This window comes from Gemmatimonadota bacterium (assembly GCA_041390125.1).
Lineage (GTDB): Bacteria > Gemmatimonadota > Gemmatimonadetes > Longimicrobiales > Gaopeijiaceae > JAGQIF01.
Map to the genome: position 1 here is coordinate 243454 of JAWKQN010000004.1, position 15370 is coordinate 258823.

Annotated in this window: 12 protein-coding genes; 4 read left to right on the forward strand and 8 right to left on the reverse strand. The window is 71.8% G+C overall.

Going from position 1 to position 15370, the window contains the following annotated elements:
- Positions 1-11 precede the first annotated feature (11 nt).
- Positions 12-1223 (forward strand): imidazolonepropionase, encoded by a 1212-nt coding sequence (gene hutI / locus R3E98_04365; GenBank protein MEZ4422617.1) that lies wholly within the window; start codon positions 12-14, stop codon positions 1221-1223.
- Positions 1224-1227: 4 nt separating this feature from the next.
- On the opposite strand, the gene R3E98_04370 is transcribed toward hutI, so the two are convergent.
- Both R3E98_04370 and R3E98_04375 read right to left on the reverse strand, forming a co-directional pair.
- Complete coding sequence (locus tag R3E98_04370; GenBank protein MEZ4422618.1) at positions 1228-2130, reverse strand: polyphosphate kinase 2 family protein; 903 nt, start codon at positions 2128-2130, stop codon at positions 1228-1230.
- On the reverse strand, positions 2117-3772 hold the full coding sequence (locus R3E98_04375; protein MEZ4422619.1) for a hypothetical protein: 1656 nt from the start codon (positions 3770-3772) through the stop codon (positions 2117-2119). Before R3E98_04375 ends, R3E98_04370 begins: the two co-directional genes overlap by 14 nt.
- Positions 3773-4220: 448 nt before the next feature.
- Here R3E98_04375 and rho point away from each other — a divergent pair, with 448 nt between their 5' ends.
- Positions 4221-5363, forward strand: coding sequence for a transcription termination factor Rho (rho, locus tag R3E98_04380; protein ID MEZ4422620.1), 1143 nt, complete (start codon positions 4221-4223; stop codon positions 5361-5363).
- Between the two features lie 40 nt (positions 5364-5403).
- On the opposite strand, the gene R3E98_04385 is transcribed toward rho, so the two are convergent.
- A complete protein-coding gene (locus tag R3E98_04385) occupies positions 5404-5925 on the reverse strand; it encodes an SRPBCC family protein (GenBank protein ID MEZ4422621.1) in 522 nt (173 codons plus the stop codon).
- A gap of 178 nt (positions 5926-6103) precedes the next feature.
- Here R3E98_04385 and R3E98_04390 point away from each other — a divergent pair, with 178 nt between their 5' ends.
- Together R3E98_04390 and R3E98_04395 are read left to right on the forward strand one after the other, a co-directional pair.
- A complete protein-coding gene (locus R3E98_04390; GenBank protein ID MEZ4422622.1) occupies positions 6104-8146 on the forward strand; it encodes a hypothetical protein in 2043 nt (680 codons plus the stop codon).
- Entirely contained in the window at positions 8143-9324 is a 1182-nt protein-coding gene (locus R3E98_04395; protein MEZ4422623.1) for an HD domain-containing protein, read from the forward strand. Before R3E98_04390 ends, R3E98_04395 begins: the two co-directional genes overlap by 4 nt.
- A gap of 67 nt (positions 9325-9391) precedes the next feature.
- Here the strand turns inward: R3E98_04395 and R3E98_04400 are convergent, their stop codons facing one another.
- From R3E98_04400 to R3E98_04420, 5 genes are all read right to left on the reverse strand, one after another.
- Positions 9392-10555: an aminotransferase class I/II-fold pyridoxal phosphate-dependent enzyme gene (locus R3E98_04400; GenBank protein MEZ4422624.1), complete on the reverse strand. Its 1164-nt coding sequence runs from the start codon at positions 10553-10555 to the stop codon at positions 9392-9394.
- 40 nt (positions 10556-10595) lie between these two features.
- The gene (locus R3E98_04405) at positions 10596-11231 is read right to left on the reverse strand and encodes a sugar transferase (GenBank protein MEZ4422625.1); all 636 of its coding nucleotides are present in this window, start codon (positions 11229-11231) and stop codon (positions 10596-10598) included.
- A gap of 339 nt (positions 11232-11570) precedes the next feature.
- Positions 11571-13490 carry a diguanylate cyclase gene (locus tag R3E98_04410; GenBank protein MEZ4422626.1) on the reverse strand — a complete coding sequence of 640 codons (1920 nt, stop codon included), beginning with the start codon at positions 13488-13490 and terminating at the stop codon, positions 11571-11573.
- A 108-nt stretch (positions 13491-13598) separates the two neighbouring features.
- Positions 13599-14636 (reverse strand): glycosyltransferase family 2 protein, encoded by a 1038-nt coding sequence (locus R3E98_04415; GenBank protein ID MEZ4422627.1) that lies wholly within the window; start codon positions 14634-14636, stop codon positions 13599-13601.
- Positions 14633-15370 (reverse strand): polysaccharide deacetylase family protein, encoded by a 738-nt coding sequence (locus R3E98_04420; protein MEZ4422628.1) that lies wholly within the window; start codon positions 15368-15370, stop codon positions 14633-14635. Before R3E98_04420 ends, R3E98_04415 begins: the two co-directional genes overlap by 4 nt.

The window sequence follows — 15370 nt, forward strand, 5'->3', positions numbered from 1 at the left end:
ACGGAGGTGGTGTGACGGGACCGGTTCGGATCTGGAGGGACGTCCACCTGTGTACGCTCCAGGGCGATGTCGACGGGTGGGGCATCCTCCGGGATGGGGCGGTCGCCGTCCGCGGCGGTCGGATCCTCTGGATCGGTCCGGTCGCCGACCTGCCCACCCTGCCCGGAGCGGAGGTGGTGGAGGGAGGAGGCGCGTGGCTGACGCCCGGCTTCATCGACTGCCACACCCACCTGGTGTTCGGCGGAGATCGGGCGGACGAGTTCGAGCGCCGTCTGGCGGGCGCCAGCTATGCGGAGATCGCGCGCGCGGGCGGCGGCATCCGCGCCACCGTGCGGGCGACGCGCACCGCGTCCGAGGACGCGCTGCTCCAAGATGCGGGCCTCCGGCTCCGCGACCTCGAGGCCGACGGCGTCACGACGGTGGAGATCAAGTCCGGCTACGGGCTCGATGTCGAGACCGAGCTGAAGCAGCTCCGGGTCGCACGCCGGCTGGGCGCGCGCGGGTCGGTGTCCGTGCGCACCACGTTCCTGGGGCTGCACGCCGTGCCGGATGGGGTCACCCGGGAGACCTGGGTGGCGCACGCCGTGGAGGAGCTCCTGCCGCGCGTGGTCGCCGAAGGGATGGCCGACCAGGCGGACGTCTTCCTCGAGCATCTGGCGTTCGATGCCTCCGAGTGCGAACGCTTCCTGCACGCCGCCCGCGCGGCCGGCCTGGGGTTGCGGCTCCATGCGGATCAGCTGAGCGACGGGGGAGGCGCCGCGCTCGCCGCCCGTCTGGGCGCCCACTCCGCGGACCACCTGGAGTACACGTCGGAAGCCGGCGTCGAGGCCCTGGCCGGCAGCCGGACCGTGGCCGTCCTGCTGCCGGGCGCCTTCCAGACGCTGGGCGAGACCCGACGGCCGCCGGTGGCGTCGCTGCGCCGGGCCGGGGTGCCGATGGCCGTCGCGACCGACCTGAACCCGGGGACGTCGCCGCTGCGCTCCCTGCGCGCCGCCGCCCACCTGGCCGCCGTACACTTCGGGCTGACCCCGCTGGAGTGCCTGCGCGGCGTCACCGCACACGCGGCCCGGGCGCTGGGGCTGGCCGACCGGGGTGTACTGACGCCGGGGGCGCGCGCCGACTTCGCCCTGTGGGCCGTGGAGCACCCGCGCGACCTGGTCTATTGGCTCGGCGGGCGGCCGGGGCTTGGGAGGGTGGTGGAAGGGGTGGAGCAGCCGGTGTGAGCGGCTACTCGCGCTCCAGCCGCTCCCGGAGGCGACGGAAGCGCTCGGCGTCCTCGCCCGAGACGGACGGGTAGCGGAGGCCCAGGCCGCGCAGCGCCTCCACCAGGATGCGTGTGACCTCCCAGCGCATGAAGGGCTTGTCGTCGGCCGGCACCGCGTACCACGGGGCCCAGGGGCGGGAGGTGGCGGTCAACGCCGCGCCGTACGCGTCCTGGTAGGCATCCCAGTGACGCCGCTCCTCGAGGTCGCCCTCGGAGAACTTCCAGTTCTTCTCCGGCTCCTTCAGACGCGACAGGAAGCGCTCGCGCTGCGCGGCGCGTGAGACGTTGAGCCAGAACTTGAGGACGAGCGTGCCGTTGCGCGCGAGATGGCGCTCGTGATCGCGGATGGAGGCGAAGCGCTCCTCCCAGAGCTGTTCGAGCGGAGGGCGGTGCGGGAGGCATTGCGCCTCGAGGTACTCCGGATGCACCCGCACCACGAGGACCTCCTCGTAGTAGCTCCGGTTGAAGATGCCGATGCGGCCGCGCTCGGGGAGCCGGATCGCGGATCGCCACAGGAAATCGTGGTCGAGCTCCTCGCGCGACGGTTGCTTGAAGGAGTAGACCTGACAGCCGGCGGGATTCACGCCACTGAGGACGTGCCGGATGGTCGAGTCCTTTCCGGCGGCGTCGAGGGCCTGGAAGACCAGCAGGACCGCGTGCTTGTCGTGCGCGTAGAGGATGCGCTGCAGGTCGCTCAGCTGCTCGACGAGCTCTTCCTGCTTCTTCTCCAGCGCCCGCTCCGACGGTGCGTCGGAGGGGGGCGCCGTGGGTGCGGCGCCGACGTCGAACGATCCATCGAACGGGACGAGGTACGGACTCGGGACCGGCGAGGGCCCCGAGCCACCGGATCCGTCAGAGCCCTCCACCCCGTCCTCCGCGCGAGGGGCGACGCGCGCTGCCACGCGATGGCGCACGGGCCGGCGCCCGCCGAGCCGAGGGCGGACGGCGATTGGGCGCGGGCCGCGCCGACGGCGTGCTCCGCGCGGAGGGGGCGCTGCGGGCGGGCGCGCGCTGTACCGAGGGGCGGCTGCGGGATGCGCTCGGAGTGCGCGCGGCCGACGGGCGGCTCCGGGGGGCCCGCTGTGCCGAGGGACGGTTGCGGCCCGCCTCGGGGGCGCGCGAGGGCGCGGCTCGCGACGGGGCGCGGGGATCCGCCGGCGGTCTCACGCTCCGGGACGGGCTGCGCGCATCCCCGCCGCGCCGCTGGACCGAGGGCCGGTCCGACGCAGCCGGCGGTCGCGACGGCGCAGTGCGGGTGCGGACGTCCGCGCGGGGGGGTGCGGCTCGACCCGGCGCCGCCCGGGGCGGCGCCAACACCCGGCCCCGGCTTTCGGAAGGACGGCTGGCGCGTGGCGCGGGATCACTCGATCGGGTGCGCGGCGCGGGTGCGACACGCGCGCCGGAAGGCCGGCCGCGCGATTCGACGCGCGGTGCGGAGCGCGGAGGCGCTGCGCGGTCGCGGACCCGGTCGGTAGGACGGCGGGGGGCCGCCTCCGGTCGGCGGTCGGTGTCGACGCGCGGGCGGGGCGCCCGTTGCACGTTGGGCGACGTGCGTGCGCTGCGCGGCTCGACGCGCACCGCATCGCTTCCGCGGCGCGCCGGTGCGGGACGGCGAACGGAGCCGCGCGCGTCGCTCGCGAGCGGAAGGACGCGGGTGCCCTGCCGGGCGCCGCGGGCCTGCGCCGAGCGGCCTTCACGCACGCCGCGCGGATCCTCCTTGAAGGCCGTCGTGGACCAGGCTCGGCGGGGCGCGTAGTCCACCCAACGGGTGCGCGCGCCGGTGTAGCGGTAGCCGGTGCCCACGTAGGCCGTGCGCGGCCGCAGGTAGATGGCCTGCGGGTAGAGGATCGCGTAGCGCGGGCGGTTCCAGTATCCCCAACCCCATCCACCGCGCCCCCAGCCCCAGGAGCTGCCGAAGTGCAGCGAGACCCCGAAGCCGGGGCTCCACCCCAGGCTCCAGTACGGATCGTAGCCGTAGGCGTGGGCACCGAATCCATACGGACGCCACGCGACCGCCCAACACCAGTCGCGGTCGTACCACGGCACCTGCCAGCAGGAGCTGAAGCCGCGGATGAACCAGGGGTAGCGGCGCGAGAAACGATTCCAGGCGGAGAGGTAGCCGTGGTAGGCCCCACGGGTGCCGTCCCCGTAGTAGCCGTCGCCGTACCCGTAGCCGTCGTCGTAGTACCCGTCGTCGTAGTACCCGTCGTCGTAGTACTCGTCGTCGTAGTACGCGTCGCCGTAGGCCCCGTCGTCGTAGGAGCCGGGGTCGTAGGTCCCGTCGTCGTAGGTCCCGCCTGCGACCCCTCCGAACGCGGACCCGGTGGCGTGGAAGGCCGAACCGGTGCTGACGCTGCGATAGGCGAGGCCGAAGCCCACACCGGACCACAGGGAGCCGACGCCAGCGGAGACGGAGACGTCGGTGGACGACCAGGACTGGGCATCCGCGGAGAGCGGGGCCAACACCAGGGCGGTGGCGGCGGCGACGGAATGAAGCATCGTGCGCACGGGACGACCTCCTGCTGAAACGCGGGTTCGGGCAATGTAGGGGCAGGGCACATGCCACGCGACCGAGCCCGTAAACCCGCGTGATCCGGCGGATTTCCCGCCTGGCGGCGCCCGCGCCGTCCGGGCCGGGGGACAGCGGCGGTCTCCCAGGGCGGACACCCGCTCCCGCGGCGCAGGCGCCGGCCCCGCCCGAGGGCCTTGCCTCGCCGCGGGCGTTGGGGTTTCTTTAAGGAACGTCCGATCCCAAGGACGGTCGCATCGGTGCACCCCCACGAGATCTTCCCCGGGTGCGCAGGCCGAACGGGACGGACGGTTCACTGGAGACTCCCGCGTGGTGCCGGTTCATGCGGCTCGCGGTTCCGTCTTCCCCGAAGGACGATGTTTCACAGGTGCCGGGGCGTTCTCGCGCCCGCCGGCCAGGCTTTCATGGATCAACCCCCATGCAAACGTGAGTAGTGAAAGACCGCTCGGGATCCTCGAGGTCCTCGGCAGCGGATCGGGCTTCATCCGCAGAGCCGAGGCCGGGTACATCCCTGGAAAAGACGACATCTACGTCGGTGGCAGGCTGATCCAGAAGTTCGGCCTGCGGACGGGTGACGAGTTGTGGGGGTCGGTCGGCAAGCGGCCCAAGAACGGCAAGAGCCCGCCCCTCACCCACCTGGCTCTCGTCAACGGGAAGCCGCCCGAGGACCTGAAGGGCCGACCCGAGTTCAACCGCCTCAGCGCCGTCCATCCCGACGAGCAGTTGCGTCTGGAATGCGGGCTGCGCCGGTTGGGCAAGCCCGATCCGACGAACCGCATCATCGACCTCTTCTGCCCGCTCGGCAAAGGTCAACGTGCCATGATCGTGGCCCCGGCCAAGGCCGGGAAGACGATGGTGCTGCAGGCCATCGCCGAAGGCATCACCAAGAACCACCCCGAGTGCCGTCTGGTCATCCTGCTCGTGGACGAACGTCCCGAGGAGGTGACGGAGATGGAGATGTGTGGATTCGGAGAGGTGGTCGCCTCCTCCTTCGACCAGCCCGCCGAGCGTCACGCCGCCGTGGCGGAGATGATCTTCGAGCGGGCGCGCCGTCAGGTGGAGTCGGGCGAGGACGTCGTCATCATCCTGGATTCGATCACGCGGCTGGCTCGCGCATACAACACGCTGCACGACGGGAGCGGCCGCACGCTGTCGGGCGGCCTCGATGCCGGTTCGCTCGAGAAGCCCAAGCGGTTGCTCGGCAGCGCGCGCAAGATCGATCCGCGCCAGGGTGGTGGATCGCTCACGATCGTGGCCACCGCGCTGATCGACACGGGGTCGCGCATGGACCAGGTGATCTTCGAGGAGTTCAAGGGCACGGGGAACAGCGAGCTGGTGCTGAGCCGTGAGCTGGCGGATCGGCGCATCTTCCCCGCCATCGACCTCCAGGCCTCGGCCACGCGGAAGGAGGAGCTCCTGCTGGACGAAGGGGCCCTGGCGTTGTCGCATGCCTTCCGCCGTCAGTTCGGCGGAGCCAACGCCTCCGACGCCATGAGCGAGTTGCTCGGCGCCATGCGGCGCACGGAGACGAACCGGGATCTCCTGGCGCTGGCGCGACAGGGGGCGTAGGTCGGGCGCGGGTCACCGCCCCCGGCGTGGACCGTCGGGGTCAGGACGGCTGGAGGAGGGCCTCGAGTCGGTCCAGTGCCTTGTTCATCTCGTTCGCTTGCATGCGCGGCATGCCGAGCGCGAACCAGCCGAGCAGTGGGTTGCGCCCGAAGTCCCCGGCCTCGAGCCAGGTCAGGCGGGAACCGCCGGCCACGGGCTCGAGTCGCAGCGTGCCGGAGGTTGAAAGTCCCCCGTCCACCTGCACCTCGTACCGTACGAGGTGTGGGGGATCCACCTCGATCAGGCGAAGTGACCCCGTACCGACGTCGGCGTCATCCCAGTGCCGTTCGCGCGCCGTGGCCGCGGTTCCGGCCGCGTCCCGCAGGCCGTCCCAGGGCGTCCACGCATCCCACGCCCGTACGTCCGCGAGGTGCGGGAAGACCTGTGCGGGCTCCACGGGGAGCACCCGTGACGCCTCCGCCTGCCAGGTGCCCGGAAACATCCAACCCAGTCCCAGGAAGGCGATCCCGGTCAGCGCCAGCAGGGCCACGACCCCCCAGGCCAGTCGCAGGGCGGGGAGCATCCGACGCTCGTCGGTGCCGTCGAGGGGATCGGGGTCGGGCCCGGAAGGCGGTCGGGTGGTGGAAGTCACGTGCAGGCGAGAGATTGGGGCGTCCGGGCCGGGGTGTCGGCGCTGGACCAGCTTCGCCGCGCATGGCGAAGCCGTCAACCGACCGATGGCCGGGAGAATCGCGGGGCCGATGAGCAATCCGGGCGCCCGGAGCACGGAGGTGGTGCTCTCCAGGGAGTTGAGCAACTTCCTGGTCGAGTTGTCCATCGCCGTCCATCGCTACGCGATGTATCCCCCGGACCACCCGTCCCTGGCTCCGGTGGGTGACGCGCTCTTCCGCATCCTGCGCCGCCTGCTCGAGACCCGCACGTCCATCTCGCTCGGGATCGCCAACAAGCAGCTGGTCATCGACGGCGTCGCCACCGACCAACGCAACCCCGTCCTGCAGGACCTGGCGCGGCGCCTGCACATGCACCAGCTGGGCGCCCTGACGTTCAATCGCGAGATCAGCGTCGACTCGCTCCGCGAGCTCTTCGCGGCGCTCGCCACCGAGGCCGAGCGCGGTGGAGCGACCCCGATCGGCCTGCGTCCCGAGGAAGAGATCCCCCGGCTCCAGGGCATCCGGCTCGTGCCCGTGGGCTACGACTCGCTCGAGCTCGATCGCCATGCCACGGAACCCACGGGGAGCGCCATGCGGCTCTGGCTGCAACTGGCGCAGGCCGCGACCGCGGCCGAGCGCCCGTTCGGCCGCGAGCAGGCACCGCCGCCCGAGGAGATCGCCGACTCCATCCGCAAGCACGAGCGCTCGGCCGCCTACGACCAGGTGATCGTCGGGTATCTGCTGCAGCTCGCCGAGGACATCCGGGCCGGCGACAGCCCGGACCTGCTGAAGGTCCGCGAGAACGTGAGCCGGCTGATCCAGGAGCTGGACGATCCCACGCTGCGTCGCCTGCTGGAGATGGGGGGAGACCTGACGCAGCGGCGGCGGTTCGTGGCCGACACCGTGGAGACGTTGGGCGACGACGCCATCATGAAGCTGCTGCGAGCGGCCGCGGAGGCGTCCGGGCAGGAGATCTCGCCCGGGCTCGTGCGCCTGCTCACCAAGCTCGCCTTCCACGCGCGCGAGGGGGAAGACCGGCTCCGTCCGATCGCCCTGGATCACCTCCGTGGCAAGGTCGAGGAGCTGATGTCCGACTGGACGCTCCCCGATGCCAACGCCCGCGCACATACCCGCATCCTCGACGAGCTGTCGCGGGCCCAGCCCCTCCTCGATCTGACGGAGGAGGACGCGACCCTGTCGGGCATCTCGGTGCTGCAGATGGCGCTGGAGGTGGACGCCTACGGTCCCATGGTCGAGTCGGCGCTCGACGCTGTCATCACCGCCGGGGAGCTGCCGGACATCGTGCCCCTGATCGAGGGTGCGCACATGACCGAGACGGGCCGCTTGCTCCGGGCCCGGCTGAGCGACGTCCGCCAGATCGAAGCGCTCGTCGGACTGGACGACGTAGGGGAGGAGTCGCTCGCACTGCTCGTGAACCTCGCGGGGCCCGATCAGGCCATCCCGGCGCTCTTGCGCGTCCTCGCGGACGCTCCGGCGCGGGCCATCCGCCGCAAGGTGCTGAGCCGACTGATCGACCTCGGGCCCATGATCGGCCGCCACATGGGTCCCTACCTCGAGGATATGCGCTGGTACGTGGTGCGCAACGCGCTGGGCCTCCTGCAGCGTACCGGCGCCACGCCGGCCGGCTTCACGCCGGAGTCGTACCTGCGCCACCCCGACGTGCGCGTGCAGCGCGAGGCGCTCCCGCTGGCGTTGGCCCACGACGACCTCCGAAAGCGTGCGCTGGTGGTGGCGCTGACGAGCGGGGACGAGCGCATGCGCAACATGGCCCTGGTGGACCTCCAGCAGGGCATCCCGGAAACGGTGCTCCCGGTGTTGATCGACCACCTCGTGCGACCGGCCGCGAATCCGCAGCGCCGCACGGCCATCCGTCTGCTCGGAAGCTCCGCCTCACCGCTGGCGCGGCGCGCGCTCCGCCAGCTGGTCGATGCCGGGACCGGCCTCTTCCGCCGCCAGAAGCTCAAGGAGGCGACCCCCGCCATGCTGGACGCGCTCGCAACCCTGGCCACGGCCTGCCCCGACGATCCGGCCGTCAAGCCCCTGCTGCACGCCGCACGCCGGTCCCGGGTGGCCGCCGTGCGGGCCGCCGCGGCCGGGCAGGCCCCGGAATGAGCGAACAGGAGCAGGCTGCCCGGTTCCTGACCGGGCTCGCGCAGGCGCTGTCCACCCTCTCGCTGTACGACGAAGAGCATCCGGCGGTCCAGCGCGCGGTGGACACGGCCTACGAGGCGCTCTTCCGGCTCCAGGAGCTTCAGTCCCGACCCATCCTCACGTTCCTGGGAGAAGAGGTCATCTTCCAGAGCCGGCCGCTCCACGCGTTGCGCAACTGGGAGTGGAGCGCTCGTCTGGCGCAGGCCGGCGTCGAGCGTCTGGAATTCACCGGTCCGGCTACGCGGCCCGAGTTCGAGGCCTTCCTCCTCGAGGTCTACCACAAGCTGGTGGGACAGGCAGAGGGGAGCGCGAGCGCCCGTCAGATGGCCAACACCACCATCCGGTGGGGACCGGTGGGCCTGCGCGGAGGCTCGACGGGTGTCGATGAGGATTCGCTGGTCACGGGGCGCCTGCAGCTCTCGCTGCGGGAGGAGGCAGAGACCGTCCGCTGGTTGCACGACGAGCTGCGCGACCGGGGCAAGCTGCAGATGCTCGAGGCGGACACCATCGTGCGCTCCCTCGCGGTGGCGATGCACGGGGATCGTGACGTCATCATCCCGCTGCTCAAGCTCAAGGACTTCGATCAGTACACGACCACCCACTCGCTGAACGTCTCCGTGCTCAGCATGGCCCTTGCGGAGTTCATCGGGCTCGGGCCGAGCGACGTCCGCCGCTTCGGGGTGTCGGGGCTCCTCCACGACATCGGCAAGATCCGGGTGCCGCGGGACATCCTCAACAAGGCGGGGAAGCTGACCGACCGGGAGCGCGACGTGATGAATCGGCACCCGGTCGAGGGGGCCAAGATCCTCATCCAGCGCGAGGCCTCCCTGGACATGGCGGCCGTGGTCGCGTACGAGCACCACATCCGCATCGACGGGGGTGGATATCCGCGCCGGACGTATGCCCGCCCGTGCCACCGTGCCAGCGACCTGGTCCACATCTGCGACGTCTACGATGCATTGCGCACGCATCGGCCCTATCGCAACGCCTGGCCCAACGACCGCGTCCTGGCCTACCTGGAGGAGGGGGCGGGGAAGGAATTCTCCGAGGCGCTGACGCACGCCTTCGTCACCATGGTGCGTCGCTGGGAGAGCCGGATCGTGGAGCTGCGCGCCGAGACCGACGTCCTGCGGGAGTAGCGGGTCACCGAAGAAGCGACGACCCCGCGCGCACCGTCCGGCACGCGCGGGGTCGGAACCAATTCCCTCAACCGCGGAAGCGACCCAGTCGCTCGCCGGCCTGCTCGAGGGTCTCGATGCGCTTGCAGAACGCGAAGCGCACGAGCGAGCGTCCGCGGACCGGCTCCGAGAAGAAGGAGGAGCCCGGCACCGGGGCCACCCCGGCCTCGCGCGTCAGGCGACGCGCGAAGGTGTGATCGTCCTCGTCCGAGATGGCCGAGAAGTCCGCCAGGACGTAGTAGGCGCCCTGAGGGACGCTGCAGGTGAAGCCCGCCGCGCGCAGCGCCGGCAGGAAGACGTCCCTCCGCTGCCGATAGCCGTCGCACATCTCGGAGTAGTAGTCCGGGCCCAGCCGCTCGAGCCCCACCGCGCACGCCTCCTGCAGCGGTGCCGGCGCGCCGACCGTCAAGAAGTCGTGCACCTTGCGGATGGCCGTGCTGATGTCGGCCGGCGCCACGACCGAGCCGATCCGCCAGCCGGTCACCGCGAAGGTCTTGGACAGGCCGCTGACCGTGATGGTGCGGTCGCGCATCCCGGGCAGCGTCGCCATGGGGATGTGCTCGCCCTCGTAGAGGATGTGCTCGTAGATCTCGTCCGTGATGGCGATGGCGTCGAAGCGCCGGCACAGGTCGGCCACGCCTTCCAGCTCGGCGCGGCTGAAGACCCGCCCCGTGGGGTTGTTGGGCGTGTTCAGCACGATCGCCCGGGTGCGCTCGGAGAACGCCGCGCCCAACCGCGTGAGGTCGAGCGCGAAATCGGGCGCGTCGAGCGGGACCATCACGGCCTTGGCGCCCGCGATCATGGCATCGGGGGCGTAGTTCTCGTAGAAGGGCTCGAGGACGATCACCTCGTCTCCCGGATCACAGATGGCCAGCAGCACCGCCACCATGGCTTCCGTGGCCCCGCAGGTGATGGTCATCTCCCGCTCGGGGTGGACGTCCATCCCGTAGGCTTCCGCGTAGCGCCGGCAGAGCGCCTCACGCAGGTGGGGTGTCCCCCAGGTGATCGCGTACTGGTTGTCGTCCGCCTGGATGGCCGCGCAGGCGGCGTCCTTGAGCAGTTGCGGGGCGGGGAAGTCGGGAAAGCCCTGAGCCAGGTTGATGGCGTCGTGCTCGCGCGCGACGCGGGTCATCTCCCGGATGACGGACTCGGTGAAGTCCCGGGTCCGCAGGGAGGTCGGGGGACGCGTCATGAAGGCCTGTTCTGTGGGAGGCGGAGACGGGGTCCCCAGATCAGAGGCTGCCCCGCCGGAAGAGCATCACGGGAACCGTCCGCATCATGATGCGCAAGTCCTGCACGGCCGAGCGCTGCTCGATGTACTCCAGGTCGAGGTGGATCTTGCGCCGCACGTCGTCCAGGGATTGATCGTACGAGTGGTTCACCTGCGCCCAGCCGGTGATGCCGGGCAGGACGCGATGCCGTCCGTTGTAGAGGGGCACGCGGGCGCGCAGCGCCACGGCGATGTCCGGCTGCTCCGGGCGCGGACCCACCAGGTTCATGTCTCCGCGCAGCACGTTGAAGAGCTGGGGCAGCTCGTCGAGGCGGTACTTGCGCAGGATGTGCCCGACGGGCGTGATGCGCGGGTCGTCCGGGGTGGCCCAGACCTGTGGAGCGTCAGCAGAGGCCCGCATCGTACGGAACTTGTAGATGCGGAAGAGACGCCCCCCGTAGTCGACGCGCCGTCGGGCGCGCCCGGGTCCGTCCACCACCGTGTGCCAGTCCCGCTCCCGCTCCCGCCGGTCGAGGCCCACCCGGGTCTGTGTGAAGATCACCGGTCCGGGGGAGGTGAGCTTGATGAGGGCCGCGATGAGCAGCATCAGGGGCGCGGCCAGCATCAGCAGCGAAAGCGCCGCGAGCACGTTCAGCACGCGACGGGCGCGCTCGCGGGTACGGGCGCGGCGCCGGGCATCGCGGGCGATGCGCGCCGTGACGTCCTTTTGGCGGGGCCGTGGAAGGACGATCGGAGGTGCCTCGCGGAGACTGTCTCCACGGGCACGGGTTTGTACGGACCGCTGGTGCGCGCTCAACACCTGCTTGCGCTCGCTTCGGGGGAGCCGGTGGACAGGCCCGCCCCGCCCCCTCCGTCAGGTGGGAGGAGCGGGAGCAGAAGCGGACCCGGGAACCTGGACTTCGTGGCTGACGACCGAAGAACCAATACCCCCAAACTCGAATCGTGTCAACGGTTTGTGGGATCGGCGCCACGCTCCTCAGCCCGTCCGGACGGACTCCGGCTCGGTCCGGAACGACTCCAGCACGGCGGCCAGGGGAGCGGCGACCTCGTCCAGGAGCTCCACGACACGGGGATCGAAATGGCGCCCGGAGGCGGCCCGGATGTGGTCCAGGGCCGCATTGAAGGCGAGCGGAGGGCGGTAGCGGCGGTAGGTGGTCATGGCATCCAGGGTATCGGCCACCGCACAGATCCGGGCTTCGGGCGGGATGGAGCGGCCCGCCAGGCCGTCCGGGTACCCGGTGCCGTCCCACCGCTCCGCATGCCAGCGCACGACCGCCGGGGCCGCCGTCCCGCCCAGGAGCACCTCCACCAGCGACTGACCCACGACGGGGTAGCGCTGGATGGCGCGGAACTCCTCCACCGTCAGGGGCACCACCTTGTTGAGCAACGGCGCCGGCACCGCCAGCCGCCCGAGGTCGTGGAGCCGCGCGCCGAGGGAGAGGCCCTCGAGGTCCAGGAGCGGGTGGCCCGCCCGGGCCCAGGCGGCCCCCAGGAGCTCGGCGGCCGCCTGGACCCGCCGTCCATGGCCGGCACCGTACTCCTCGCGTTCCTCGACGGCGTCGGCGAGCTGGATGAGAAGGGACTCGCGTTCGGCCGAGCGCTCACCGCCCCGGTGTGAGGGGGACGGGCGCCGCTGCGCCAACAGCTCCGCGAGGGTGTGGCGCAGGGTCACCGGGGCGATCGGTTGGATCAGGTACCGGTCGGCCTGCGCCTCCGCCACGGCCCCCAGCGACCGCTCGTCGAGCGGCTCGCTCAGGGCCAGCACCGGCAGCGTGGGCCAGCGCGCCTTGAGCGTCCGGCACAGACGCGGTCCGTCCCCGTCGGGAAGGTGCAGGTCCACGATCAGCACGTCCGGTCGGCGCTCCAGCGTCTCCAGCGCGTCGGCCCCCTGCTCGAAGGGCAGCGTGCCGAACCCGTCCGCGTGCAGGGCCTCCAGGAGCTCGGCGCGACGCTCTCCGTCGGGATGGACCACGAGCACGGTCCGGTCCGCGCCCACCGGCTCGATGACCGGTCGGGTGGGCTCGCCCTCGTCCCCTGCGCTCGGTGCGATCTGCTCCTCCGAGCCGAAGATCCGTACGCAATCGCGGCCGTCGCGCTTCGCGCGGTAGAGCGCGTGGTCGGCGGCCGCCAGGAGGTCGTCGACCCCCTTCATGGCCGGGTGGTAGACCGCGATCCCGGCCGAGACGGTCAACGGCTGGTCGGAGAAGCGCACCGAGCCGAGCGCACGCCGGACCCGTCGAGCAAACGTGACGGCGCCTTCGAGGGGCGCATCCGTGAGGACCGACACGAACTCCTCGCCCCCCATACGGGCGCTCAGGTTCATGCGGCGGGTGTTGTCGCGCAGCACGTCGGCGAAGGCGCGCAGGGCCAGATCGCCGGCGCCGTGACCCAGCTCGTCGTTGAAGCGCTTGAAGTGGTCCAGGTCGAACAGGACCACGCACAGGCCGGCGCCCCGCTCCGCGGCCGCGAACCGGCTCTCGATGAAGGTGAGCGCGTGCCTGCGGTTGGGGAGGCGGGTGAGGTTGTCCGTCAGCGCCATGGTCTCGGCGCGCACGAGGTCGCCCCGGAAGCGCACCCCCAGGAGGGAGAGCACGCCCGCGAAGACGGCGGTGGAGGCGGCCCAGCTCCAGCCCTCGGCGAAGAGGTCCCCCGCCGACACCAGGTGCGCGGCGCCGCCCGACAGGAGGGCGGCCAGCGCGCCCAGCAAGGCCCCGCGGGGACCGCGCCAATAGCCCAGGAAGAGGGCCGGCAGCAGGATGAGCGTGGCGACCAGGGGCTCGAGGCCCGGGACGCCCCGATGGGCCAGCCCCGCCAGGACGGGGGGCACCAGGAAGGCGACGAGGGACAGGACGACGTACCGGACCGCCGGTGGGGAATCGTCTCCTGGATGTCGCATGGCGTCCGCCTGTTCGGGCCGGCCCGAGGAGCCTGTCCTTCCGGACGACACCGGCCTGTGCGCCACGAAAGCAGGCTCCATGCCAGCCGTGCGGCCGGCACGGTCGACTCAGGCCGGTTCGCTCCGCGGGGCTGCGACCCGGCGGTCGCGGCCCGTCAGGTGGGCGAGGATCCCGAGACCGGCCGCCACCCCGTTGAGCAGGTAGTAGAGGATCTGCATGGGGATCACCCGGGCCGCGAAGCCCCACCCGCGCACCCGCGCGAACCAGCCCACCAGCGCCCGATTCCACAGGGTCAGCGCCACGAAGCCGAGCACACCGGCGCCGACCCACGCCAGGTGTCCCCATGCCAGGCCCACCCCGAGCGCCAGCAGCGACGCGCCGGCGAGCGCCGTGCGGACCTTCTCCGTGCGGTCCACGTTGAGCGTGTCGCCGCGGCCGGCGTCTCCTCGCTCCAGCAGGAGGCGCATCCAGGGGATGCCCCGGTCCCGCAGGTCCGTACGGAGCATTCCTTTCCACGTCCAGCGCTTCAGGTGCATGCACTGCACCTCGGGATCCAGGACGATCCGGCCCCCGGCATCGCGCAGGCGGTATCCGAGCTCGATGTCTTCGATCTGGGGACGGGGGAAGCGGTCCGCGTCGAAGCCGCCCACCGCGCGGAACGCGCTGGCGCGCACCGCGCCGCACCCCGCCCAGAAGGTCTCCGCCTCTCCGCGGCCCCGCAGGTGGTGGTACCGATGGAGCAGGTTGCGGTACTCGGACAGGAAGCCGGGTGCGCCCGGATGCTCGTCGTAGGCGCCGAAGAGCGCCGCCAGGGCGGGGTCCTGCCCGAAGGCGTCCCGCACGCGGCGGAGCACATCGGGGTGCACACAGACGTCCGAGTCCACGAAGAGCAGCACGCCACCTCGGGCGTGTTCGACGCCCCGGTTGCGGGCGAGCGCCGGACCGCCGGGGCGGGGGCCCAGGCGCACGATCCGGTCCGCCACCCCTTCGGCCAGAGCCGCGGTGTCGTCGGGGCTCGCGTCGTCCACGACGATGAGCTCCCACTCCGCCCGCGGAAGGTCGCTGGCGGTGAGTGCAGCCAGGCAGCGGGGAAGCACCGTCTGCGCCCGGTGCGCCGGTACGATGACGCTGAGCGCGGGAGTCACGCGTGCCTCCCGAGCGCTCGGCGCAGGGCGCGCAGCCGCGCGCGGAACCGCACCCAGCGCGCGAAGGCGGGCGTGCCGAATGCCTCCAGGCGCGCGCCTTCGCGGAAGTAGAACGCGTCCAGACGCGGGAGATCGAGGGGCTCGTCGCCGGCCAGCAGCGCGAAGCGTGTGCTGCACGCGAGGCGGTAGACCCGCTCTGCCGCGCTGCGCACGCGCGTGTCGGCATCGCCGTACGGGTACGCCACGGTGTCCACCGTCTGTCCCGTGCGCTGGCGCAGCACCTGCGGCGCCGTGGTCAGCTCGTCCAGCAGCCGATCGTCGGCACAGGCCGTCAGATGCGGATGCGAGACCGTGTGGGCGCCCAGGGTCACGCCGGCTTCCGCCACGCGGCCCACCCCATCCCAGTCCAGCAAGGGCAGCGTGGGGATGCCCGCCTCGGAGTGTCCGCCCCACGCGTTGCTTCCTCCCACATGGCCCGTGGGCACGAACAACGTGACCGGCAGGCCGTGCTCGCGCAGCGCCGGCAGCGCCTCCGTCTCGAAATTGGCGAAGGCGTCGTCGAACGTGAGCGCCACGGCGGGTCGGTCCGGCGGGGCCTGCACGAGCGCGTCCAGCGTCAACACCTGGACCGGCGCCCGCGCCAACCAGCGCACGTGCGCACGGAAGGCGTCGGGAGGGAGCGAGATCGGCGATCCCGACGTGTCGAGGGAGTGATAGGTGAGGATGGCGCGCAT

What these genes read in the sequence shown, in the direction of transcription:
- R3E98_04385 (MEZ4422621.1), bottom strand. Translation starts at nt 5,925, where the DNA reads ATGCTCCCCGCCCTGCGACTGGCCTGGGGGGTCGTGGCCCTGCTGGCG.
- R3E98_04390 (MEZ4422622.1), top strand. Translation starts at nt 6,104, where the DNA reads ATGAGCAATCCGGGCGCCCGGAGCACGGAGGTGGTGCTCTCCAGGGAG.
- R3E98_04395 (MEZ4422623.1), top strand. Translation starts at nt 8,143, where the DNA reads ATGAGCGAACAGGAGCAGGCTGCCCGGTTCCTGACCGGGCTCGCGCAG.
- R3E98_04400 (MEZ4422624.1), bottom strand. Translation starts at nt 10,555, where the DNA reads ATGACGCGTCCCCCGACCTCCCTGCGGACCCGGGACTTCACCGAGTCC.
- R3E98_04410 (MEZ4422626.1), bottom strand. Translation starts at nt 13,490, where the DNA reads ATGCGACATCCAGGAGACGATTCCCCACCGGCGGTCCGGTACGTCGTC.
- R3E98_04420 (MEZ4422628.1), bottom strand. Translation starts at nt 15,370, where the DNA reads ATGCGCGCCATCCTCACCTATCACTCCCTCGACACGTCGGGATCGCCG.